This window comes from Croceitalea dokdonensis DOKDO 023 (assembly GCF_001306415.1).
In the GTDB taxonomy this organism is placed as follows: Bacteria; Bacteroidota; Bacteroidia; order Flavobacteriales; family Flavobacteriaceae; genus Croceitalea; species Croceitalea dokdonensis.
The window spans coordinates 427,245-450,391 of record NZ_LDJX01000002.1; the positions used below are offsets into that span (position 1 = coordinate 427,245).

Sequence of the window (23,147 nt, forward strand, 5' to 3'; positions counted from 1 at the left end):
AATGCGTTTAAAATATTTATGTTTACCCCTCATAGTATGTGCGCTGTTGTCCTGTAATACCAAAAAAACAGAAAAAACCGCAGCCAAAACACCTACCCTTTTCACCCTATTGAGCAGTGAAGAAAGTGGGATTGATTTTGTGAATAAAGTAGAAAACCAAAAGAACTTCAATATTTTTAAATATCGAAACTTTTATAATGGCGGCGGTGTTGCCATTGGCGATATCAATAATGATGGCCTCCCAGATATTTATCTTACGGGTAATATGGAGCCCAATAAACTCTACCTGAACAAGGGCAATTTAACTTTTGAGGATATTTCTGAAAAAGCAGGGATAGCTGGCAATAAACCTTGGTCCACTGGGGTGGTCATGGTAGATATCAATGCAGACGGCTTATTGGACATTTACGTTAGCAATGCCGGGAATCTGGAAGGCAACAACCATGATAATGACCTGTATATCAATAACGGGGATTTAACCTTCACGGAAAAGGCCAAAGACTATAATTTGGCAAAAACAGGATTCTCTACCCATGCCTCATTTTTTGACTATGACAAAGACGGTGACCTGGATGCCTATATTTTAAATAACAGTAATATCCCGGTAAGCAGTCTGGGCTATGCGGAACAACGCGAAGTACGTGCCCAGGATTGGGAAGGGGTTCCACACATTTTTAGGGGTGTGGGTGATATGCTTTTGCGAAATGATAATGGCAAGTTTGTGGATGTTAGTGAAGACGCTGGTATTTACGGCAGCCTTATAGGTTTCGGCCTTGGGGTATTGGTCACGGACATCAACAACGATTTATATCCAGACATTTATGTGTCCAATGATTTTTATGAGCGTGATTATCTCTACATCAACCAAAAAGATGGGACCTTTAAAGAGGAGATAAAAAAATACACTTCGCATTTAAGCCTTTCTGCCATGGGCATTGATATTGCAGACATTAATAATGATGGGCACAATGACATTTTTATTACCGATATGCTTCCAGAGGCAGAACAACGGGTGAAGTCTGTGATGGAATTTGAAGGCTACAATGTATTTGATTTAAAGCGTGAAAAAGATTTCTATCAACAGTACATTCAAAATACCCTACAGCTCAATAATGGGAACGGTACATTTTCTGAGATTGCTTATTACAGTGGTGTAGATGCCACGGATTGGAGTTGGGCAGGGCTCATGTTTGATATGGATAATGACGGACTAAAAGATTTGTTCGTCACCAATGGCATCAACCATGATTTAACAGATTTGGACTTTGTGGATTTCTTTGCCAATGAGATTATCCAAAAAATGGCGTTGACCGGAAGAAAGGAATCCATAGATTCCATCATCAATAAAATGCCTATTAAACCACAGCCCAATTATGCCTACCGCAACAATGGCGATATCACCTTTAGTAATGCCAATAAGGACTGGGGGTTTGATCTGCCAACCCGTTCCAATGGAGCCGCGTATGGAGATTTGGATAATGATGGAGACCTGGATTTAGTGATCAGCAATGTAAACACAAGGACTTTTGTCTACAGAAATAACACCAATGAGCTTAAAGAGAACAACTATTTAAAAATTAAGTTCAAGGGCAAGGGCGACAACCCATTTGGTATTGGTGCCTTGGCAAAATTTTATTTTAAGGACAATATTATCAATCAGGAACTGATTCCGTCTCGCGGGTTCCAATCCTCCATGGATTATACCATGACCATTGGCTTGGGCAAAACCCAGGCCTTGGATTCTGTCCGTATTGTATGGCCAGATGATTCCACGGAAAAATTCCAAGAAGTCAAAGCAAATCAGACCCTGGAAGTTGCTTGGGACAACGCAAGCGGTAAGTTTATCCCACAATCCAACCTACCCGACGAAACCTTGATAAAAGAATTGCCAAACAGTGCTCTTTTGGCCCACAAGGAGGACAACCATAACGACTTTGATTATGAAGGTCTTATTTACAAAAAGTTATCGCAGGAAGGGCCCTCGTTGGCCGTGGCAGATGTAAACAATGATGGGCATGAAGATGTTTTTGTTGGTGGGGCACACAAACAAGCGGCCACGCTTTACATTCACAGTGGTAATGGTAAGATACTGTCTAAAACCATAGCCGCTTTTGAAACGGATAGGAACTTTGAGGATGTAGCAGCAGCCTTTTTTGATGCAGACCAAGATGGCGATCAAGATCTAATGGTGGCTAGTGGCGGAAACAACATTAACCTACAACGGACCTACAGTCCAAGACTTTATTTAAACGATGGTAAGGGAAACTTTACAAAAGCTACCGCAGAACTGCCCTCTACCTTTAAAAACATGTCTACCATAGCGCCACATGATTTTGATGGGGATGGGGATATAGACGTCTTTATTGGATCAAGGAGCGTGGTAGGGGTCTATGGTGTTTCCCCGGAGCATCTGTTATTGGAAAATCAGGGAGACGGCAGCTTTACCAATGCCACAGAACGTTTGGGCTATGAGCTAAAGGATGCAGGGATGGTCACTAAGGCCATTTGGGCAGATATGGACGGGGACGGTAAAAAAGACCTTGTCCTTAGTGCGGATTGGGATACCCCAAAAATTTATAAGAACACCGGGCGTAGGTTGGCAAAAATGGAGAGTAGCTTAGATACCCTAAATGGCTGGTGGAATACCGTAGAGGCCGTTGATTTGGATGGAGACGGAGACCAAGACCTAATTTTGGGCAATATGGGCCTTAACCTACATTACAAACCAGAAACCGATCGTCCCATGAAAATGTTCATCAATGATTTTGATGGCAATGGGACCCTAGAACAAATTGTTACCGTCAGTGAAAACAGTGGTGATTATCCCATCCACCAGAAAAAGGAAGTTACGGAACAGCTGGTTTCGCTTAAAAAGGAAAACCTAAAAGCTTCTGTATACGCTCAAAGAACCATACAAGAATTGTTTTCTAAAGAAGTGATTGACAACGCCATAGTGAAGCACGTAAGCAACTCGGCATCGGTAATCGCCATCAATGAGGGCGGTGGGAAATTCACCACCCAAGTATTACCCCCAAGGGTACAACTTTCTTGCGTTTGTGATATATCCTGTACCGACGTTAATGGTGACGGCGTATTGGACCTTATCATGGCAGGAAACAACTTTGAATTTAAGCCCCAATTCTCGCGTTTGGACGCCAGTTATGGGAACGTACTTTTGGGCAAGGGCAGCCATCAATTTGAATGGGTGGATTACACCAAAAGTGGATTTAGCATCAAAAACGAAGTAAAACATTTAGAAAAGTTTACCGATAAAACGGGAAAAACCTATCTATTTGCAGCCATCAATGATGAAAAACCTAAGATTTTCTTCCTCAATGACTAAGACAATAGTTGGTTTGCTTTTGATGTTGGCCCTAGGGTTGGTTGGCTGCACGGACTCAATGCTCTTTGAGGCCAAGGATGCCAAAAGCACCGGCATTGACTTTACAAATACCCTCAGGGAAACGGAAGAATTAAATATCCTGGACTATCTGTACTTCTACAACGGTGGTGGCGTGGCCATTGGGGACATTAACAATGATTCCCTGCCAGATATTTTCTTTACGGGCAATCAAGTCAAAAACAAATTGTATCTCAACAAAGGCAACCTAACCTTCCAGGATATCAGTGAAATGGCCGGTGTGGAAGGCAAAAGCAGTTGGAATACGGGAACTGTCATGGCAGATGTCAATGGCGACGGCTTTTTGGACATTTATGTGTGTGCCGTAGTGGGTATCAACGGTTTTAATGGCTTTAATGAACTGTATATCAATAATGGGGACAATACGTTTACAGAACGCGCGGCGGAATACGGTGTGGATTTTGACTCCTATAGCTCCAATGCCACCTTTTTTGACTATGACCTAGATGGGGATTTGGACATGTACTTGCTCAACCATGCCGTGCATACCCAAAATTCTTACGGTGACGTTTCCTTACGAAACAAGAGAACTTATGAAACCGGGGATAAGTTGCTGCGCAATGACAACGGTAAATTTATAGACGTTAGTGAACAAGCTGGAATTTATGGGGGATTAAACGCCTACGGATTGGGTGTTGCCGTATCAGATTTTAATTTGGACGGGTATCCAGACCTTTATGTGGGGAACGACTTTCATGAAGATGACTACTACTACCTCAACAACGGAGATGGGACCTTTACAGAAAGTTTAAAACACTTTTTTGGACATAGCAGCAGATTCTCCATGGGCAGCGATGTGGCAGACATCAACAATGATGGCCGTCCGGATCTCATTTCCTTGGACATGCTACCTGAGAAGGAAACTGTCCTTAAAGCTTCGGAGGGCGATGATAACGTGCAGATCCAAAAAATTCGAATTAAAGAATTTGGATACCATTACCAGTTTACACGAAACATGCTCTACATTAACCAGCCAGATGGTCATTTCATGGAAACTGCCTTATTGAGCGGTGTTGCCGCTACGGACTGGAGCTGGAGCGCCCTCTTTGGCGATTATGACCAAGATGGCCATCAAGACCTGTTTGTCGCCAACGGAATCAAAAAACGCCCCAACGATTTGGATTTTGTAAAATTTGTATCCAACGATCAAATCCAAAAAAAGATTGACAACACCAAACTGGTGGACAACAAGGCACTGGATTTAATGCCCAATGGCGCCGAACACAATTATATCTTTAAGGGAGGAACGGATATCACATTTAAAGACAAAAGCGGTGAATGGATGTCCAAGGACACCATCATCTCCGGGGCCAGTGCCTATGGGGACCTAGATGGAGACGGAGATTTAGACCTAGTGACCAACAACCTCAATAAAAAGGCCTCCATACTCATCAATACAACAGATAGGAAAACCAACTATTTAAAACTAAAGTTTAAGCACAAGGCGCCCAACACCTTTGGTATAGGCACCAAGGTCTATTCTTATCATCAAGGTGTGGTACAATTTAAGGAACTCTTTCCCAGTAAGGGATTTCAGGCTTCCTCAGAACCTATCATTCATTTTGGATATGGCGATACAAACGTTGTGGATAGCCTAAAAATTATTTGGCCCAACAAAACAGCGCAAACCTTGACCAAAATCAAGACCAATCAAACCCTGCTGGTACAACCAGAGCACACCAGTCCTTACGCCTATCCTAAAAAAAGTAAAATGCACAATCTCCTCTTTACCAAGGTGGAAGATAATCTAGGGATGGATTTTATGCATGTTGAAGACAATTATACGGATTTTATCCGTGAGAAGTTGATGCCCTACAAAGCCTCTGACCGAGGCCCTGCAATGGCCATTGGCGATTTGAACAACGACGGTAAAGACGATATTTTCTTTGGTGGCTCCAAACGGATTCCTTCAAAAATTTACGTGCAACAAGATAGCTCGTTTGTTTCTGTAGTGCTCCCAACCATAGCCAACGACTCCATAAAAGAGGCTGTTGCCGCAGGCATCGCGGATTTCAATGCCGATGGTTTAAAAGACCTTTTTGTGGCTTCTGGTGGCGCAGATTATTTTGGTAAGGCAGCACCGCTTTTAGATGACCTCTATCTACAAAACGGCACTACCTTTGACCAAATGCCCGTGCCTCCTTCTTTCGAAAACGGCAGTGTGGTACGTCCTTTTGATTATGATAGTGACGGTGATATGGATGTGTTTGTTGGCAACCATACAGTAACTGGGCAATTTGGCCAAGCTTCCAACTCTTACCTGCTGCAAAACCATCAAGGATCTTTTTCGATTGACGATACTTTTAAGGGCAACGAACTTGGCATGGTGACCGATGCCATTTGGGATGATTTTGATAAAGATGGACTAATCGATCTAATTGTTGTTGGCGAATGGATGTCCCCTAAACTCTTTAAGAACACACCCAGCGGATTTCAAGAAAGGCAGCCATTAAACTTAAACGGCCTTTGGCAAACCCTTCTTCCTTTTGATGTAGACCAGGATGGCGATACCGATTATATTTTGGGTAACTGGGGCACAAACTCCAAATTCACCGCTTCCGTTGATCAGCCTTTAAAAATGCTTTATGGTGATTTTGACAGCAACGGCCAGACAGAAACCATTACCCTTATTGAAAAGAATGGGGCCTATTATCCTTTGGAAGGATTGGATGAACTTAGTTCGCAGCTGGTATTCTTGCGTAAAAAATTCAAAAGTTATCAATCTTTTGCAGGGCAATCCATTGACAATATCTTGGATGAGGCCCGTCTTAATAAAGGAAAAACACTTAGCGTAACAGAATTGCGCTCCGGTTTTTTACGAAACAACGGTGGGAGTTTTACCTTTGTCCCTTTTAATAACAACCTACAAGTGGCACCCATTATGGCTGCTGTCTGTTATGATTTTGATCACGATGGAACGGAGGAAGTCTTGATCGGAGGGAACTATTTTGGTGTAAAGCCCTATCAAGGAAGATTTGATTCCTTTCCAGGTGCTTTGCTTAAAAGCGAAAAAAACGTAATTTTAGGCAATATGCTAGGCTTGGATTTTACGCAAAAATCCATTAGGCATTTGGCCACGATCACCCTAAACCACCAACCTTACCTTATAGCGGTTTTTAATAACGATAAAACCCAAGTTTACAAGATTAATACCAAGTAGCAATGAAATTAACATCACGGTTTTTAGTGCTGTTTACAGCCACGGCATGCTTTATTAGTTGTTCCAAACAAACAACCCCCATAGTCATACATCCTGATGATTTTCACCGTTCTGTTGATAGGGTGACCGAAATCATGATCCATGATATTTTTTCTCCTCCGGTGGCCAGTCGCATTTACGCGTATCCTAATATTGCAGCCTACGAAATTTTGGCGCAAAATTCAGTGGAGTACCAATCTATTTCTAATAGTCTTACAGGTTTGTCACCAATCCCAAGGATTCCAGAAAACGAACCGGTGAATTATGAATTGGCCGCGCTGATCGCCCACATGGATTTAAGCAAACAGCTGATATTTTCGGAAGACCGCATAGAAGCTTACCGGGACAGTCTGTACACCATTTGGAAAAAGCAAAACCAAAAAGAGTTTGATGCCTCCAAGACCTATGGCCTTTCTGTTGCCCAACATATTTCTTCCTGGATGAACAAGGACAATTACAAACAGACCAGGACCATGCCCAAGTTTTCCATAGATTCCGATGATCCTTCTCGCTGGCAACCCACCCCGCCGGCGTACATGAGCGGTATTGAGCCCCACTGGAGCAAGATCAGACCCTTTGTGATAGATTCTTCCAATCAATTTAAACCAACTCCACCCCCAGAATTTTCCATGGAGCCAGAATCGGAGTTTTATAAAGAATTGAAAGAGGTCTATGATATCAGTAACGAAATCACGGCCAAAGGAGACGATTCGGAAGAGGTGGCCATCGCCAAGTTTTGGGACTGTAATCCTTATGTATCCGTAACCCGCGGCCATTTGATGTTCGCCACAAAAAAAATCACTCCCGGTGCCCATTGGATAGGCATCACAAAGATTGCCGCACAAAAAACCAATGCCAACGTTATGGAAACGGTACACGCCTATACCAAAACCTCCATTGCCATAGCAGATGCATTTATTAGTTGTTGGGACGAAAAATATCGTAGCAACCTCATTAGGCCAGAGACCCTCATCAACCAACATATAGATGATAGCTGGCAACCGGTTCTACAAACACCTCCTTTTCCAGAATATACCAGCGGGCATAGTGTTGTATCCGGCGCTGCGGCAACGGCGCTTACCAGTATTTTTGGTGATAATTTTGCCTTTGACGACGATACCGAGGTACCTTACGGCCTTCCTGTTCGGTCTTTTGAATCCTTTAACAAGGCAGCGGACGAGGCAGCAATCAGCAGAATGTATGGAGGTATCCATTACAGGGCCGCCGTAGAGGTGGGCGTAAAGCAAGGGCGAGACCTTGGTGCCTTTGTGGTGGCCAACCTAAAAACCAAAGCAAACAAGGATCTTGTAAAAAACGACTAGCCGATGTTAAAAAAAATTGGGAGTGGATTCATAGGACTTCTTGCCATAGGCTTGATATGGTACTTTTTCATTAAATCATATGACTACACCATTAGATTTGAGGCCAACACCTTTCCCGGCACCATCAATCAAAGTTTAAAGCTTTGGGACCAAACCTTGGACACCGTACACAGCATAAGACAAAACGGTTCATTGTACAGGCTATCCCAGCAAGTTACGTTTGGAGATTCCGTACACGGGTATCAATGGAAGATAAAGCCGTTAACCGATTCTACCTCTAGGGTAGTTGTTAATATAAAGGATGTTGACCACAGCTTTATGAACAAACTTACAGTACCATTTTCGGATACTGATTTTGAGAAACGTTCCAGAAGAACCGTGCTTGACTTTATGGAAAACCTCAAGGAGCATATTGATAAGTTTAAGGTAACCATCGTAGGGGAAGAAAACATTCCCACAAAATATGTGGCCTATATTCCCATAAAGGCCACCCAATTTCAAAAAGCGGGCGGTATGATGAAAAATTCCTCCTACATTAGCCAGACCCTGTTGCAAAACCAAGCCGATTTTGATGGCCCACCAATGATTGAGGTCACACAATGGAACCAAGAAAAGGATAGCCTGGAGTACAACTTCTGCTACCCCATTATCCGCTCTGATCGCTTACCCATGAACACGGATATTCAATACAAGCGCATCTTTGGCAAAAAGGCCTTAAAAGCCATATACAACGGCAATTACATTACCTCTGACAGGGCTTGGTACGCGCTTATGGACTATGCCAAACGCCAAGGAATAGCAGTTGAACCCAAACCAGTGGAAATTTTCTATAACAACCCAAATACCGGCGGGAATGAAATTAGCTGGAAAGCAGAAATCTACCTTCCATTGAAAGAAGAATTGCATGACTAGGTGGTGGCCATTTGCATTCCTTATCCTATTGCAGGCCTGTGCACAGCAACCATATTATGGGATTTTAGAACACATAAACACCTTTCCAAACCAGCTGAGTGAAGTTTCTGGGATGGTCCAACTACAACCCAATAGTGTTTGGGTCATTGAAGATAATGGCAACAAAGACTACCTCTATAAAGTAGGGACCAACGGCAGGCCCATTAAAAAACTAAAGGTAAAAAATGCCAAGAACAATGATTGGGAAGATTTGACCAAGGACCAAAGAGGTAATGTGTACATAGGCGATTTTGGCAACAACGATAATGACAGGAAAGATTTGGTCATTTACAAAGTACCCAACCCAGAAGTGGAACCTGGAGCTAAAATAGAGGCAGAAAAGATTTACTTTCGCTATCCCCAACAAACCAAATTCCCACCCAAAAAAGAAGAACAATTCTTTGATGCGGAAGGATTTGTGCATTGGAACAACCATCTTTACATTTTCACCAAAGACCGTTCAAGGCCATATCAAGGCCGCACTAAAGTCTATCGTGTCCCTGATGAAAAAGGAAACTATGAGGCAACATTCATAAGTGATATCTACCTTTGCAACAAACAAAACCATTGTTCCGTAACCGGAGCCGCCATATCCCCAGACGGAAACACCCTTGCCCTCATCGGATATGGTTATCTCTATACCACCACAAATTTTAACTTAGATTCCATTTCCAAGTCCACCTTTAAAACAACATACCTAAAACACGAAACCCAAATTGAGTCCATTTGTTTTAAGGATGACCGTACGGTACTTATCGCGGACGAGCAGTCCAAAACCAAGGGGCGGAACCTCTATAAGTATCACCTCAACAACCCCTAGGTTGGCTTGCATTACGCGGACAATGTCATGGGTACCTCCATTAATAGTAGTTCCGTATCGCTATCTCCCTTGATATCCAGAGTATCAACATTCCATATTCCTAGCCCGTCCCGCTGTTTGAGGGCTTCACCATTGATTGTCGCAGCTCCTTTTATCACAAAGGCGTATACCCCATTGTTTACCGGGTCTTTTACCTTATATACCACCTCTTTCCCTTCATCTAAATTGGTCATATGAAACCAAGCGTTCTGATGCACCCATACACCAGCATCATCTGCATTTGGGGATACTACCTGTTGCAACTTATTATGCCGATCGGCAACGTCCAAAGTAATCTGGTCATACCTGGGTGCTACATCCCTTTTATTGGGTATTACCCAAATCTGTAGAAATTTCACAGGCCTGTCCGGATTATGGTTGTATTCTGAGTGCATGATGCCCGTACCGGCACTCATTACCTGAATATCACCCGATTTAATGATGGTGGAATTACCCATGTTATCCATATGTTTTAAATCTCCTTCCAAGGGAATGGAAATAATTTCCATATCCTTATGGGGATGCGTTCCAAAACCCCTATTTGCAGATACGGTATCGTCATTTAAAACCCTAAGGACCCCAAAGTTCATTCGTTCTGGGTCATGGTAATTTGCAAAACTAAAAGTGTGCTTGGAATGTAACCAACCATGATTGGCATCTCCTCTTGTGTTAGCTTTATGTAATACGGTATTCATAATTCTTATTTTAATTATTAACAGGTTTACCTTACCTCTAAAAGGATAATGGCAAGTTTTAGCTGCCCTTACCAAGTAATTAGGACACAAAGGTGCGGCAGCTTAATCGTTTTTGGAATGTAAAAAAATGGGGAAAGCTTATAAAAATCCGATGTCACCTTAATTTAATTGCCTTTGCTTCACTTTTTTTAAATGCAGTAGGCGGTAGTTGGGTGTGTTTTTTAAAGAAGGCACTAAAGTTGGCGGGCTCCTTAAAACCCAGTTCATAGGCAATTTCCTTGGTGGATTGCGCTGTAAAAAAAAGTAGCCTTTTTGCCTCTGTGACAATACGCGCCTGAATGTACTCCTTTGCGGTTTTACCCATTTTAGACTTTACCGTTCTATTTAAGTGATCTGGCGTAATATGGAGTGCATCTGCATAAAACTTGGTGGAATGTTCCGCTCTAAAATTATCGTCAACAGATGTTTTAAAGGCCCTAATCAAATGATATCCTGACACATCACCACCTGGTTCAACAGGATTCATATCACAAATATTATTGCACTCTATAAGCAGTAATTTTAGATAGGCCCCAACGGACAAGAACTTCATAGCGGCCCCACTAGAAGATAGTTCAAACATCTTGTAAGCAAAATTGGAAATGGCAAGAAACTCCGCAGCAGTTGGGATTAATGGCGGACTTTGCCCATAATTCTGAAAGAGATTTAGGCTGTCTATAAATGATAGTGGAATTGCACTTTGAACCAAAAACTGATGGGAAAACGTCATCACATATCCCACAGAAGGTTGGGTTTCCATAAGTTGGTGCACCTGTCCTGGAGCCACAAAATACACTTGGCGTCCAGACAGTTCGTAGGTATTAAAATCTATTTTATGGAGCCCTGCTGCCTTTTGTATCACCAGAACAGTAAAATAATCATGTCTGTGCGGCTCATCTGGTTTACCCTGCCGTTCTCCATAAATAGCCTCCATTTTGGCTATGACAAAGTGGTGGTTTTCCCTTTCTGAATTTACAGTGTGATACGTTTTAACCATAAGTATGTTTTGCTAGACGAATGTATCGTGGTTCATAGTAGTACAAACTGTCATTTAACTCATTATCCGGGTTTCAGCAATAAGGCCACAAATGTTAAGGCCCGATGCGTTTAAAAATGCTAGAACAGCTCCTACCAGAGTATGGGCATCAAAACCCAAATCCTACCCCAAAATTAAACCGAAGTCCATCTGCACTTTGGAACAAGCCAATATTTGCAGAAATGAGGTCCGCTCCACTGACAAAGAAGCCACCACCATAGGAATTGTGCCAAGTGTTGGAATCTTCGTTGGGCAACCACACCCGGCCGTAGTCAAAACCAGTAAAAACACCGGGTGTCACTGGTAAAATCCCTGTTTTTTGCTTACGAAAACTCCAGCGTAAATCGGTATTTTGAAAGAAGGCCGATTTACCGGTAAACCTTTGAAATCTAAAACCTCTTAGCCCATTGTTTGCGCCTAAACTGGCCGCCTGATAAAATTCAAAACCATCACCAAAATTCATGTGTCCCTTTAACTTGGTGGCCAGTACCAATCTACCATTGGCTGTTAAACGATGGTCAATGGAAAGGCTGGGAACCAAAAATGCGAAAGAACGGTCCGTCTCCCTTAAATTGGTGCGGTAGCCCGCTTCCAGACGAAAGGCCATCCCCATGGTAGGGTAAGCGGCATTATCCGTGTTACTGTACTGATAAGAAGCATGTACTCCAAAAAAATCTTGCTGGGTATCCCTGGCCTGACGGGTAAAGAAGCCCTCAATAAAACGATCGGCGGTTTCTTCTACGTCATAATTTTCATAACTCGCCCCCAAGCGGACCTCTGAGCCTAAATGTCCGCGCCAAACCAAGGAAGGCGCAAATGCAATGGTCTCTATCCTTACCCGGTTAAAATCTAGCGCCAAGGGGTTTTGGTCGTCCGTATTTGCTGTATCATTGCCAAAGCCAAAAAAGTTAATGGCAAAGTTGGGACTGGTCAGTTTTGCAGAAAGTTCTAGGTTTACCCCTTCAAAAACATGCGCAAACTCCCCCTTATAACCCAAATCAAATCCGTTGGTGGCAAAATAGTAGGCCGCGTTGACCGTGTGCTGCTGGGTAAATGGATTTTGTCTAAAACCGTTAAAGGTATAGGTATTACTGAAACCTATTCGCAAGCCGTCGTCCGGGTTAACCCCAATGGATGGCAATAGCTGATTGGTACTGGCTTTTACTTTTAGAAATTGATACGTGTTGGTATCATAATCATTGGTTTTGTGAATTCGGCCACCGAAGGCTTCATCATAGGTATTTTTCTTGGTCTTAAAATCATAGACATGGACGGATGCGGCCTTCTTATCAATTTTGTATACATCATTATTTTGCCCCCCGATTAAACGAACCTTAATCCCACCTTTTAAGGGAGTGGCCTCAAAGACATCATCATCGTCCAACCCATAGACCCAAATCTCCTTGGTTACCCCGGCATCAAAGGTTTTATCAAAAAAGAGGTCTTTCTTTTTACCCTCTTTTATTCTATATGCTTTTACCTGTACATTACCCTTATCGTCCCCAGAAATCACAAAATGGTCATCCTTGTCCGTTCCCGTAATGATGCCATAGGTATTGATGATATCGTAATAGGTTTTCGCCGTTTGGACCAAATTGGCTTTTCTGGCCAATAGCTTACGTTTAATATCGGTTACCGTTTGATCACGTACCTCTTTTGGAAATTCCAATAAGGCTTTGTCAATGGCAGTTTCGGTTAAATTATCTTGGATATATTGGGCCTGGGCAATCCACTGCGCCTTTTTGGTTTGGGACAGGAGGGCCAAGTCTAGCGCATAGGTCATGGGAGAGGAATTAAAACCCCTAACATTTCTGATTTCATCGTTAAACCCCTCAAAAAGTTTTAGGCCTGCAATGGTTCTGGTGGTGAGGCCCATCAATGCCCCATCGCCCATGATGGAAAACGTCTGGTCCCGATCTCTGGGGATAGGCCTAAATACCTTCTTTCCATTTTCTTTAAACTGTGCCCAACGCCATTGATCAACATGACGGTCCCAATCTCCAATGAGCATATCAAAAAGTCGTGCTTTTACGTAAGCCTCCGCATCAACCTGGTATTCCTCATCCTTCCGCAGCTTCTTCATAAGATCATCCGTACTCTCAATTTTTTTGGTGTACCCAAAACCGGCCATATCATGACCGTCAGAAACATGCTCCTCAATCATATAAAGCTCATCCCCAAACACATCATTAAAAGTGCCAAGGGCAGATTGCTTTGGAATGTAGTATAACTTAGGGTTGGTATGGAAAACCCCTACGGCATCAGAAAGCGTTCCGGTGACAAAAGGGGCATAGGGGTGCGCACCCGTATAAAAATCCTTTAAAATAGTTTCTGGCAAGGTACCCTCCAACTCTCCAATAATGTACTCGTTTTTAAATACCAATGCCTGTAAGTAAAGTTCCGCACTCTTCTTCAGGGCCCGCATCACAAACTGACGCCCATCTTGGTGGACCAACCTTAGGGATTTTGACTGGTGCCCCCCTCCCTTTCTCAACGGTTGCAGACCGCCAAAGAGGGTGTCTAAATCCACTGTGGGGGCTTTTACCTTTGTTGCATAGTATTTTCTATAGCGCTGGCCCCAAACTTTTTTAAAGAATCCCGTTTTTGCCACCTCATCATCCGTATAAATAGATGCCGAAACAAAGGAGGGAAAATCCTGCTTGTCCGGAAACTCTACAGCATCCTTATCCGGAAGAAAAACCGCTGTGCTATAGGTTAACCGCTCTTTATCCTCTACACTGAAAAAATCCACTTTTGACCCACCATCTTTATAAACCGTGAGTACGGCATAACCCATTTGACCAGATGAAAACTGACTGCCGTTCAATAATCTCGTTACCCCTTTTTTTGCCCCTGCCCCACTGACAATCTGCGGTATGTTCTCTTCAACAATGTACTGCAGGGTATGCTCATGGCCAGACGCAAAGATGACCTTATCAGCATATTGTGCCAAGGTAACCAGGCGCTGCTTAAGCTCATTGTACATTTTATTGGACTGGTCTTCAAAGGTTGCTCCAGAAGTTTTTCTTAACAGATTGGCTAATGATGCCAATCCGGGCAATGGGATTTTAGCGCTAGACGGATACAGATGCTGTTTTGCCGAAAACTGACCACCATGGGGGCCGTAGGTGAACATGGGGTGGTGCAAGGCCAAAAGGATGGTCTTGGATGCATTTTTTTTGATGATGCCCTCCAACTCCTCAAAGAACTTGTGCCTGTCTTTTATTTCACAATCATCATTTATGGTAGGGTGCCTGTCCCAATTAACCATATACCATTCCGTGTCCAAAGCGACCACGATAATATCATCACTAATCTCAATGGTCTCAATAGGACAGCCATCTTCCGGGAAAAAAACCTCTTTGCTGTCCAAGGCGTCTTCAATATATTTTTCCTGTCTTTTTAAGCCAACAAGCCCATTATTGTACCAATCGTGGTTACCGGGAATAAAAACTGGTTTCCCCTTAAAATCGCCCAAGGTTTTTAATTGGGCATCCAAATGGTTTTTAGCGGCCAGATAGGCCTTGGTGGAGTCTTTTTTATCGGGCAGTCCTGCGGGATAAATATTGTCCCCTAAAAAGATTGCCGTACTGTTTTCATCCGCTTTTGTTAAACGGGCCTTAAAAGCTTTTAAAGCAGGATTCAAATCGCCCATGGGTGATTTACCTGCATCACCTATCAAATAAAAAGTATGGGAAACTTTGGCGTCAATTTCAATGGTTTTGGCATTAAAAGGCTCTGCATATTTAGGTTGATAGGTGGCACAGCCCACCAGGAATGTCATCAACAGAACAGGGATGTAAAATCGTATCATTGCGGTTAGGCTTCCGTTCAAAATTTGTATTTTGGGATGCATCAATATACAACTATGCCAGACATTGTTCAAAAAGCTAAAGATTTTGTTTCCGGATTATTGAAAAAAGAACTGGATCCCAATTTTTTATACCATAATCTAAGGCATACCCAACGTGTTGTAAAAAGTACCCAAGAACTGCTTTCGCATTCCACAGTGGGGGACACCGAAAAAGAAAGAATACTACTGGCAGCATGGCTCCACGATACAGGGTACACCAAAGGCGTTAATGACCATGAAGCGCAGAGTTGCGCCATAGCGAGGGAATTTCTTGCGAACGAAGGCTATAATGAGGATGGGGTCAAGGCCGTAAATGACCTCATCATGGCGACCAAAAGGTACCATGAGCCCAAAACGCTGCCCGAAAAAATTATCCGTGATGCCGATGCCTCCCACTTTGCCCAAAACAGCTATTGGGAAACCAGTGAATATCTTAGGGAGGAACTGGCCCTTCTGGGCATTGCCAATTATACGCCAAAAGAATGGCGGGACACCAATATCAAAATGTTCAGGAATGAGCATCAATATTATACCGATCATGCCTTGGCCAATTGGACCGATGCCAAAGAAAAAAACCTTAAAAAACTGCTAAAAGAGAAGAAGGTTGAAAAAGATATTGCCAAGAAGGAGGCTTTAAAGGCAAAATATAAAAGTGAAAGTCCAGATCGGGGTATACAGACCTTGTTTAGGGTAACCCTAAAAAACCACATTACGCTGAGCGATATTGCAGACACCAAGGCTAACATTCTTTTATCTGTCAATGCCATTATCATCTCCGTGGCATTGTCCAATCTATTGCCAAAATTAGATAACCCCTCTAATTCATACCTCATTTACCCTACGGCTATTTTTGTGATCTTTAGTGTGATATCCATGATTTTGGCCGTGCTTGCCACCAGGCCAAACGTGACCAGCGGAAAGTTTACCAAGGCAGATGTTGCCCAACAAAAAGTGAACCTGTTATTTTTTGGCAACTTTCATCAAATGAGTTTAAAAGAGTATGAATGGGCCATTCAAGAATTGGTAAAAGACAAGGATTATATCTATTCCTCATTGACCAAGGACCTTTATTTTTTGGGATTGGTCTTAAACAGGAAATACAACATCTTACGATGGACGTACACCATTTTTATCATCGGCATCATCATTTCTGTTCTTGCCTTTGGAATATCTTTTCACCTAGAAGAAGTGGCCAAGGCCAAGCTTAACCAAGTGGGCTAAGCCTTTAACTCTTCCATTAAATCATCATAAGTGTAGGTCTTTTTTGACTCTTCATCGGTCTTGTAGAGTATCTCTGCCCGGATGGCCTTAAGACCGGTTACCCCTTGGAGCCCCTCTAACTCTACTATTTCAATTTTATTGGTAAAGTAGCCTTTGGATTTTAAAAACTTGACAAAACGCAAGTATTCTTTTTCATCCTTTTTTTGGGAGTAGACAATGGATAGTTTCCCCTTTTGCGTCAACCGTTCATTGGTTCCCTTGATAAAGGATTTATCGATCCGTTTTTTGATCACTTCATAGCGGGCATTATAGGTACCGTCAACATCAAACTTTTTTTCGTCCATTCTAAACCGGATGGCCAAGGGCGTGCTATAGACCAATAGCAAGGAGGCCACATCCAAGGGTACGGATAAATTGGGCTTTAAATGGTAATGGGCATTTTCCATCTCTACCATCACCTGTAATTGCCATAACCGCAGGTTGTTGAGATATAGTTGATTAAACTCCCGGTCATGGGCAATGGCGCTCCCTATGTACATATTATGCTCAATACCATCAGTTTTGTAACGCTCAAAGTAATGTGGGAACATTTCTTGCGCATGGGCCTGCTTTTTATCCAAAAGCGCGGCCAATGTCATATTGATGTTCATGACACTTTCATCATAATTTTTGCGATGATCGTAATAGGACTCCGTGCTTTTATCCACTTTGGCCTGATACTTTTCAATCAATTCCTTTAGTCCTTTGTCCTCCCTTTTTAAATGGTGGAACACTGGATTGATTTCTTCTTGAACAAAGTCGAAAATGGTTTGTTCACTATTGGTGTACAAGGTATCCTTAATCTCTTCTAAATGGTTATTGACCCTAAAGATCAACTCTTCGTAAACGGGAAGTTTAAGTCCTTGGTTGGCCGCGTTCAAAACTTGGCTGATTTCGGAAAGCTGAATCATTAAATCTCGCTGTATGGCAATATTCCGCTGTTTGGAAGAGTCTTTAATGTCTACTTGGCCATATAACGGATAAACGTCCTTAAACACAATTTCATTAAAAGAAGGCTTTTTGCCTGCTAATTCCAGCGTCATAAAATGCTTGGCCTCTTCTTGAAACTTCCAATAGACAGATGAATGTACCGTGGTACATTCATTCTGGATAATGGCATCTATTAAATTCTGTTCTTCCTCAATGGACCTGAGTACCGCAGAAACAATATAGGGCATTACATCTACCAGTTTATTGGCGTTGATGCTATTAAGTTCATTGATTTCACTGGATACCAGTTCTAAAACGCCCAGCAGATTCCCCTCATCGGCAATTGGGGCTAAGATGGCGCTTTTTATCCCCTGTTCATGCAAATTTTTATAAGGTTGGCCTCCTTCTGATTTTTCAAAATATTTTGGCACGTTGGAGATGGCGATATAGTGGCTTTCTTCCAATAACTTATGGTAAGAATGATCGCAGAGCATAGCATCACAAGATGCGTTCTCCGTATCATTAAGAATAAAGCTTTTGATGCCCTTGCCATGTATTTTTAAAAAACGATTGGTGTTTGGGTCATAGCCGGCGAAGCCAACAGAAATATTTTTTAAATTGAACAGTGAGCGGAACGTATCCTGAAAGTTATCCATAAAGTCCTTGCTGCCGCGCTTATTGCTACCAATCAACGTAGACTTGATTTCCGATATGGAATGTTCGGCGGTGACATCGAACATATTTGATATCACAAAGCCTTTGGATACAAAACTTTGTGGTGGAATCTTCTCCTTCCAGAGGTCAAGATTGTCAAAATTTTCCAAAAGTTCGTCCACATCGGCCTGAGTGATTTCTTTTGCTTTTTCCGTTGGAATCAGTTCTATAAAATCTGCGTTGTACAAAATACGGTAGTGGCGCATTACTCCTTTGGCATCCGGGATATCGTAAAATAACGGGCGCTTAAAATCCAACATAAACCCGTAATAAAACCCTAGAATTACGGTACTCTGCATAATGTAAAACAAATCCTCCGGCATGTTGCGCATTTCTAGCTCAAAACCATCACCAGCAGCTTCTAAAATGCGCTGAAACCTAGTGGATGAGTTAAAAATTACGTTGGCGTACGGTATGGATGCAGCTTTAATTTCGTTTTGGGTCAGCACTGGTGCAAAAACATCCGCCAAAATAATATTGATGACCTCTTTTAGTTTGTCCAGGATCGTAAGATCATCAAAACCGTCACGCAACTCTGGGTATGGGGCCGCAGTATCTAAAATAAAACGGGCGCGCTCAGCCAAAAAGGCATCACCACTTTGCAGCTGCCGGTCGTAATGGCTTAAAAGCTTGTTAAAGCTTACTTTCTGAATTAACGGGGAATCACCCGGCTCTATGTTTAGCATACCTTTTTAGTCGATAACATCCAAACAAAGTTACAAAATTGGGACCAAGGCTTTTATTAAGCCAATCTTATGGCTAATACTGGCTTTTTTAGCATCTTTATTTAAATTTAACACATGTCATCGTTTTCCCGTCTGGACCGCGCGTACCAAAATGCTAAAATCATTCCGTTTGATGATAGCTCAAAATTCATTTTGTTCAGTGATTGCCACCGGGGAGACAACAGCTTTGCGGATGATTTTGCCAATAACCGTAATATTTATTTTCATGCCCTGAACCATTATTTTAGGATGGGTTTTGAGTATTGCGAACTGGGCGATGGCGATGAGCTATGGGAAAACCTGAAGTTTGAGTACATCTTTGAGGCCCATAAAAATGTGTTTCAGCTGTTGCGAAAGTTTCATTTGACCAACCGTTTGCATATGGTCTGGGGCAACCATGACATGGTCTACCGAGATAAAGCCTATGTGGACAAGCATCTCTCTAGCTATTTTGAACCCATAGACGGAGAGGACAAAGCACTTTTTGAAGGCTTGGCATATCATGAAGCCCTAGTGCTCAAACACAAAGAGACCGATCAAGAACTCTTTCTAACCCATGGGCACCAAGCCGATTGGTGGAACTATAAGTTCTGGCGCGTTGGTCGTTTTCTGGTGCGCATCCTATGGAAGCCTCTGCAGGTTGTTGGCATTGCAGACCCTACAAGCCCGGCCAAGAATTATAAGGAACTCATACGGATTGAAAGACGGATTAAACGCTGGATCGTTAGGAACAAGCTGCGCATCACCATAGCCGGGCATACGCACAGACCCAGATTTCCAGAGCCCGGACAGATACCTTTTTTTAATGATGGGAGCTGTGTACACCCCAGAAGTATTACGGGCATAGAAATTGAAAATGGTCATATTTCACTCATCAAATGGCATATTGACACCAAGATTGATGGCACCTTACAGATCGTTAGGGTGTTGCTGGAAGGGCCTGAAAACTTAAGGGATTATATTTCTGGCTAGTTATCTGGTTTTTGATATCATCCTCATCCAAAAGTTAGAAATAGTAAGCCAAGCTCAACGAAATATTGGAAGGGCTAAAATCAAAATTGAACGTATTGGAAGTATCGTTATCCTCACTTATAGCACCATCGCGATCAAACTTGCCCCAACGGTAACTAAGGGCCGCTATATTAGCTTCAAGTGCAAAATTTTTGGATACAAAAAAGGTTAACCCAGGTACCAACCCTAAACTAAAACTAGTGCTGTTAGCTTCATCCATGGAGGCAGGGTCACCTTCTATTTGTGAGGCTGTGGTAGATGTGGAGAAGGTTCCCTGTCCCTGAAGATAAAGGGCAAAATGGTCTCCAATACCGTAATACTTTCGCACAAATGGATTCAGTATAAAAACATTAGTTTTAAACTCCCTTCTAGGCACCGGTTGGGATTCAATTTGAGTATCCCTTTTACTTTGTTGGTGAACAAAACCCAAACCCAATCCTCCCATAAAATCATTTTTAAAAAAGTATCCAAAGGAGGGCTGAAAATTAAAAGATGTACTGCTGTTCGTGGCAAGAAAATCCAGTTCAGTTGCCTCACTATTATTCCTGACAAAACCTATGCTGCCTGTGAGGTTCCAAGTTCCTTTTTCAATGACGAGTTTGTTGTTGGTACTGTCTTGGGCAAACATGGTATTAACCAGGAATCCCATGGCTAAAAAAAGTAGACTATTAATTTTCATGTAATTTGTTTTAGGCAATATTTGACATAACACTCGTTTTAAGCCGCCATATTGTTGACCAACAAGACTATCTCGGGGCAAGCATCATGGCATTAAACCCTTTAGCCTTACTAATAAACGTCAATTTTTGTTCGTGACCTCAACCTAAAACTGTTAATTTACCGTAGCTTAACTTTGATAGCACCCCCATCTCAAGTCCAACAACGCTGTAAGGCCCGTCTGACAAGTACTGTGGTAAAGCTTAACGGATTTGAAACCATTGAATCGATATTCCTACGTTCTTTTTGCCAATTGGCTGATGGCGTCCACCAATACATCCAACTCATCGGTAGTGGTATAAATATTTGGCGTAATGCGGCATCCCTTTACATTTTCATAATCAATGGCCACCGTCCATATCTTGAATTCTTCCAAAAGCATCTTAGCCATTTTGGCTGGGGCCATATGGGTGAGGCCCACATTGGCAATGGCGCAACTACGGTGTTCCTCTTTTGGGGTATGGACCACTACTTTATCCATATGGCGAACTTGCTCACTCCAGTACCGCTGTAAATACCTTAACCGCTTTTCTTTTCGTTCCAAGCCCACCATGTGTAAATAATCGATGGCGTCGTTAATGGCCAAATCTGTATGCACGGGATGGGTGCCTGTATGGTTTAACCTACGGATGTTTTGGGCATCCATTTCATCTTCGGCAAAAAGCGGCCATATTTTTGGAATATGCTTTTTGGCAACGTACAGCATGCCTGCACCAAGCGGCACACTAAGCCATTTATGAAGGCTTGAGGCATAATAATCGCATTGTAATGCTTCTATATCCACCTGGACATGTCCTACGCAATGGGCGCCATCTACCAAAACCTCTACCCCATGGCTGTGCGCCATTTTACAAATTTTCTTTATAGGAAGGATTTGCCCCGTGATATTGACCATATCGCAGACCATGATCATCTTAGTCTTTTTATTGATTTGCTCCTCGTACAATGCCACAATCTCCTCATCGGACTTTGGGTGATTGGGTATGGATACCTCTTTGCAAACCACCCCATACCGCTTGCGCATTTGATAAAAATGCAGGCGCATAGCACCGTAATCCTGTTTTGCAAAAATGGCTTCGTCCCCTTTTTTCCAAGGATAGCCCCCAATAATCATATTCAGGGATTCTGTGGCATTGCGGGTAATAATCAATTGGTCTGCCTGGCAGTTCACTACATCCGCCAGTCTGGAAGCTACTTTGGCCTTGTTTTTAAACTGAACAGTACGCATATAATAAGAAGCTTCATAGTTCACATTTTTGATGTGTTCCAAATAAGCGTTCATGATGGGACTGGGAATCATGTTATAATACCCATTTTCCAAATTGATATACGCTGGCTTCAAAACATAATCCTCCCGTATCCGCTTCCAGAAACCCTCGTCCTCCATCTGTGGATATGGTCTAGCGGATGTGGTTAAGGTTGCCCCAAGTTCAAAGGGCAAGAGCGTGGAGGCCAATGTGGCGTTGCCCAAATTTTTTAAAAACCGTCTTTTATCCATCCCATCAAATTTTTATCAATTTAACGAATTTAACAGCCCTTTACCAGCTCCATGGCAGGGTATTTGCTACCTTTCTTAAAGAATTGAAGTATGTTTACCCTATGAACCGGTGTTTTCTCTTATTTAGCTTGCTGCTATTGCCTTATCTGGTCATGGGTCAAGGAGATTTGCCAACGACCAAACCATTGGAGATCAAAGCAGAAAACAATACTTTGGACGTAAAAACCAGTGACAAGGGCACTAGACTTAAGATGCCTTCCGTGCTGGACGACAAACTCATAGATAAAGAACGAAAAATAAAAATGTTGGACGATCGTAAATTGGTCCAAGCAGGCACGGGAATGAAGATTGACCCAAAAGTGGGGCAAAGAGAGAAACGGGGAGCCAACCAATATTATGGAGACCAATATCTAGGCGACTTTAAAACTTCTTCCACCTTCATCGGCGTAGTGGCGCGCGACCATGAATATGTAGATGGCGACCGGGTCAAGATTTACGTTAATGGGAATGTGGTTGAACATAACCTTCTGCTCTCTGCCAACTTTAAAGGGGTTAATGTGGATTTGAACGAGGGCTTCAACAAAATTGAATTTGAAGCCTTGAACCAAGGTTCCTCTGGTCCTAATACCGCCCAAGTAATGGTTACGGATGATTCCGGAAAGGTAATTCATAATTACCGTTGGAACCTCTCTACGGGCTCCATGGCCAGCATTGTTGTAGTGAAACAGCCAGATATGACCAAGGGCGAAGAGGAGGAGCAGAACTAGGGGGTAAACGATTTAGGTTCAAGCGCAAGATTCAGTTTCAAGTTCAATGTGGCTTTAAGCCGTTCGCTATATGCCTTACGCTTTACGCTTATCACATTTCCAATTTCAACATACCCAACCAATCTTGATTCTTGATTCTTAGTTCTTGAT

14 protein-coding genes are annotated in these 23,147 nt (G+C 42.6%); 8 read left to right on the forward strand and 6 right to left on the reverse strand.

Going from position 1 to position 23,147, the window contains the following annotated elements:
- Position 1 precedes the first annotated feature (1 nt).
- The 5 genes from I595_RS05370 to I595_RS05390 are packed head-to-tail and all read left to right on the forward strand — an operon-like array spanning position 2 to position 9,713.
- Positions 2-3,343: a VCBS repeat-containing protein gene (locus tag I595_RS05370; RefSeq protein ID WP_054558361.1), complete on the forward strand. Its 3,342-nt coding sequence runs from the start codon at positions 2-4 to the stop codon at positions 3,341-3,343.
- Positions 3,336-6,581, forward strand: a complete 3,246-nt coding sequence (locus tag I595_RS05375) for a VCBS repeat-containing protein (RefSeq protein WP_054558684.1) — start codon at positions 3,336-3,338, stop codon at positions 6,579-6,581. Before I595_RS05370 ends, I595_RS05375 begins: the two co-directional genes overlap by 8 nt.
- A gap of 2 nt (positions 6,582-6,583) precedes the next feature.
- Positions 6,584-7,942, forward strand: a complete 1,359-nt coding sequence (locus I595_RS05380; RefSeq protein WP_054558362.1) for a vanadium-dependent haloperoxidase — start codon at positions 6,584-6,586, stop codon at positions 7,940-7,942.
- A gap of 3 nt (positions 7,943-7,945) precedes the next feature.
- Positions 7,946-8,854, forward strand: coding sequence for a GyrI-like domain-containing protein (locus I595_RS05385; RefSeq protein ID WP_054558363.1), 909 nt, complete (start codon positions 7,946-7,948; stop codon positions 8,852-8,854).
- Entirely contained in the window at positions 8,847-9,713 is an 867-nt protein-coding gene (locus tag I595_RS05390; protein ID WP_054558364.1) for a hypothetical protein, read from the forward strand. The genes I595_RS05385 and I595_RS05390 overlap by 8 nt, the downstream gene beginning before the upstream one ends.
- Positions 9,714-9,724: 11 nt before the next feature.
- Here the strand turns inward: I595_RS05390 and I595_RS05395 are convergent, their stop codons facing one another.
- The 3 genes from I595_RS05395 to I595_RS05405 form a co-directional block, all read right to left on the reverse strand.
- On the reverse strand, positions 9,725-10,447 hold the full coding sequence (locus I595_RS05395) for a pirin family protein (RefSeq protein WP_083467500.1): 723 nt from the start codon (positions 10,445-10,447) through the stop codon (positions 9,725-9,727).
- Between the two features lie 154 nt (positions 10,448-10,601).
- Positions 10,602-11,483: an AraC family transcriptional regulator gene (locus tag I595_RS05400; protein ID WP_054558365.1), complete on the reverse strand. Its 882-nt coding sequence runs from the start codon at positions 11,481-11,483 to the stop codon at positions 10,602-10,604.
- Between the two features lie 148 nt (positions 11,484-11,631).
- Positions 11,632-15,357: a metallophosphoesterase gene (locus I595_RS05405; protein ID WP_316934159.1), complete on the reverse strand. Its 3,726-nt coding sequence runs from the start codon at positions 15,355-15,357 to the stop codon at positions 11,632-11,634.
- Positions 15,358-15,390: 33 nt separating this feature from the next.
- Here I595_RS05405 and I595_RS05410 point away from each other — a divergent pair, with 33 nt between their 5' ends.
- Complete coding sequence (locus I595_RS05410; RefSeq protein ID WP_054558366.1) at positions 15,391-16,596, forward strand: Pycsar system effector family protein; 1,206 nt, start codon at positions 15,391-15,393, stop codon at positions 16,594-16,596.
- Here I595_RS05410 and I595_RS05415 read toward each other — a convergent pair.
- Positions 16,593-18,965 carry a hypothetical protein gene (locus I595_RS05415; RefSeq protein ID WP_054558367.1) on the reverse strand — a complete coding sequence of 791 codons (2,373 nt, stop codon included), beginning with the start codon at positions 18,963-18,965 and terminating at the stop codon, positions 16,593-16,595. The genes I595_RS05410 and I595_RS05415 overlap by 4 nt on opposite strands.
- Before the next feature lie 114 nt (positions 18,966-19,079).
- Here I595_RS05415 and I595_RS05420 point away from each other — a divergent pair, with 114 nt between their 5' ends.
- On the forward strand, positions 19,080-19,976 hold the full coding sequence (locus tag I595_RS05420) for a metallophosphoesterase (RefSeq protein ID WP_054558368.1): 897 nt from the start codon (positions 19,080-19,082) through the stop codon (positions 19,974-19,976).
- Positions 19,977-20,010: 34 nt separating this feature from the next.
- Here I595_RS05420 and I595_RS05425 read toward each other — a convergent pair whose 3' ends face one another.
- The gene (locus tag I595_RS05425; protein ID WP_083467501.1) at positions 20,011-20,694 is read right to left on the reverse strand and encodes an outer membrane beta-barrel protein; all 684 of its coding nucleotides are present in this window, start codon (positions 20,692-20,694) and stop codon (positions 20,011-20,013) included.
- Between the two features lie 273 nt (positions 20,695-20,967).
- Complete coding sequence (locus tag I595_RS05430; RefSeq protein WP_054558370.1) at positions 20,968-22,230, reverse strand: aminotransferase class V-fold PLP-dependent enzyme; 1,263 nt, start codon at positions 22,228-22,230, stop codon at positions 20,968-20,970.
- A gap of 101 nt (positions 22,231-22,331) precedes the next feature.
- On the opposite strand from I595_RS05430, the gene I595_RS05435 reads away from it, so the two are divergent.
- A complete protein-coding gene (locus I595_RS05435) occupies positions 22,332-22,997 on the forward strand; it encodes a hypothetical protein (protein WP_054558687.1) in 666 nt (221 codons plus the stop codon).
- Positions 22,998-23,147 lie beyond the last annotated feature (150 nt).

Coding starts and splice junctions, on each gene's coding strand:
- I595_RS05370 (WP_054558361.1), top strand. CDS start 2: ATGCGTTTAAAATATTTATGTTTACCCCTCATAGTATGTGCGCTGTTG.
- I595_RS05375 (WP_054558684.1), top strand. CDS start 3,336: ATGACTAAGACAATAGTTGGTTTGCTTTTGATGTTGGCCCTAGGGTTG.
- I595_RS05380 (WP_054558362.1), top strand. CDS start 6,584: ATGAAATTAACATCACGGTTTTTAGTGCTGTTTACAGCCACGGCATGC.
- I595_RS05385 (WP_054558363.1), top strand. CDS start 7,946: ATGTTAAAAAAAATTGGGAGTGGATTCATAGGACTTCTTGCCATAGGC.
- I595_RS05390 (WP_054558364.1), top strand. CDS start 8,847: ATGACTAGGTGGTGGCCATTTGCATTCCTTATCCTATTGCAGGCCTGT.
- I595_RS05395 (WP_083467500.1), bottom strand. CDS start 10,447: ATGAATACCGTATTACATAAAGCTAACACAAGAGGAGATGCCAATCAT.
- I595_RS05400 (WP_054558365.1), bottom strand. CDS start 11,483: ATGGTTAAAACGTATCACACTGTAAATTCAGAAAGGGAAAACCACCAC.
- I595_RS05410 (WP_054558366.1), top strand. CDS start 15,391: ATGCCAGACATTGTTCAAAAAGCTAAAGATTTTGTTTCCGGATTATTG.
- I595_RS05415 (WP_054558367.1), bottom strand. CDS start 18,965: ATGCTAAACATAGAGCCGGGTGATTCCCCGTTAATTCAGAAAGTAAGC.
- I595_RS05420 (WP_054558368.1), top strand. CDS start 19,080: ATGTCATCGTTTTCCCGTCTGGACCGCGCGTACCAAAATGCTAAAATC.
- I595_RS05425 (WP_083467501.1), bottom strand. CDS start 20,694: ATGAAAATTAATAGTCTACTTTTTTTAGCCATGGGATTCCTGGTTAAT.
- I595_RS05430 (WP_054558370.1), bottom strand. CDS start 22,230: ATGGATAAAAGACGGTTTTTAAAAAATTTGGGCAACGCCACATTGGCC.
- I595_RS05435 (WP_054558687.1), top strand. CDS start 22,332: ATGAACCGGTGTTTTCTCTTATTTAGCTTGCTGCTATTGCCTTATCTG.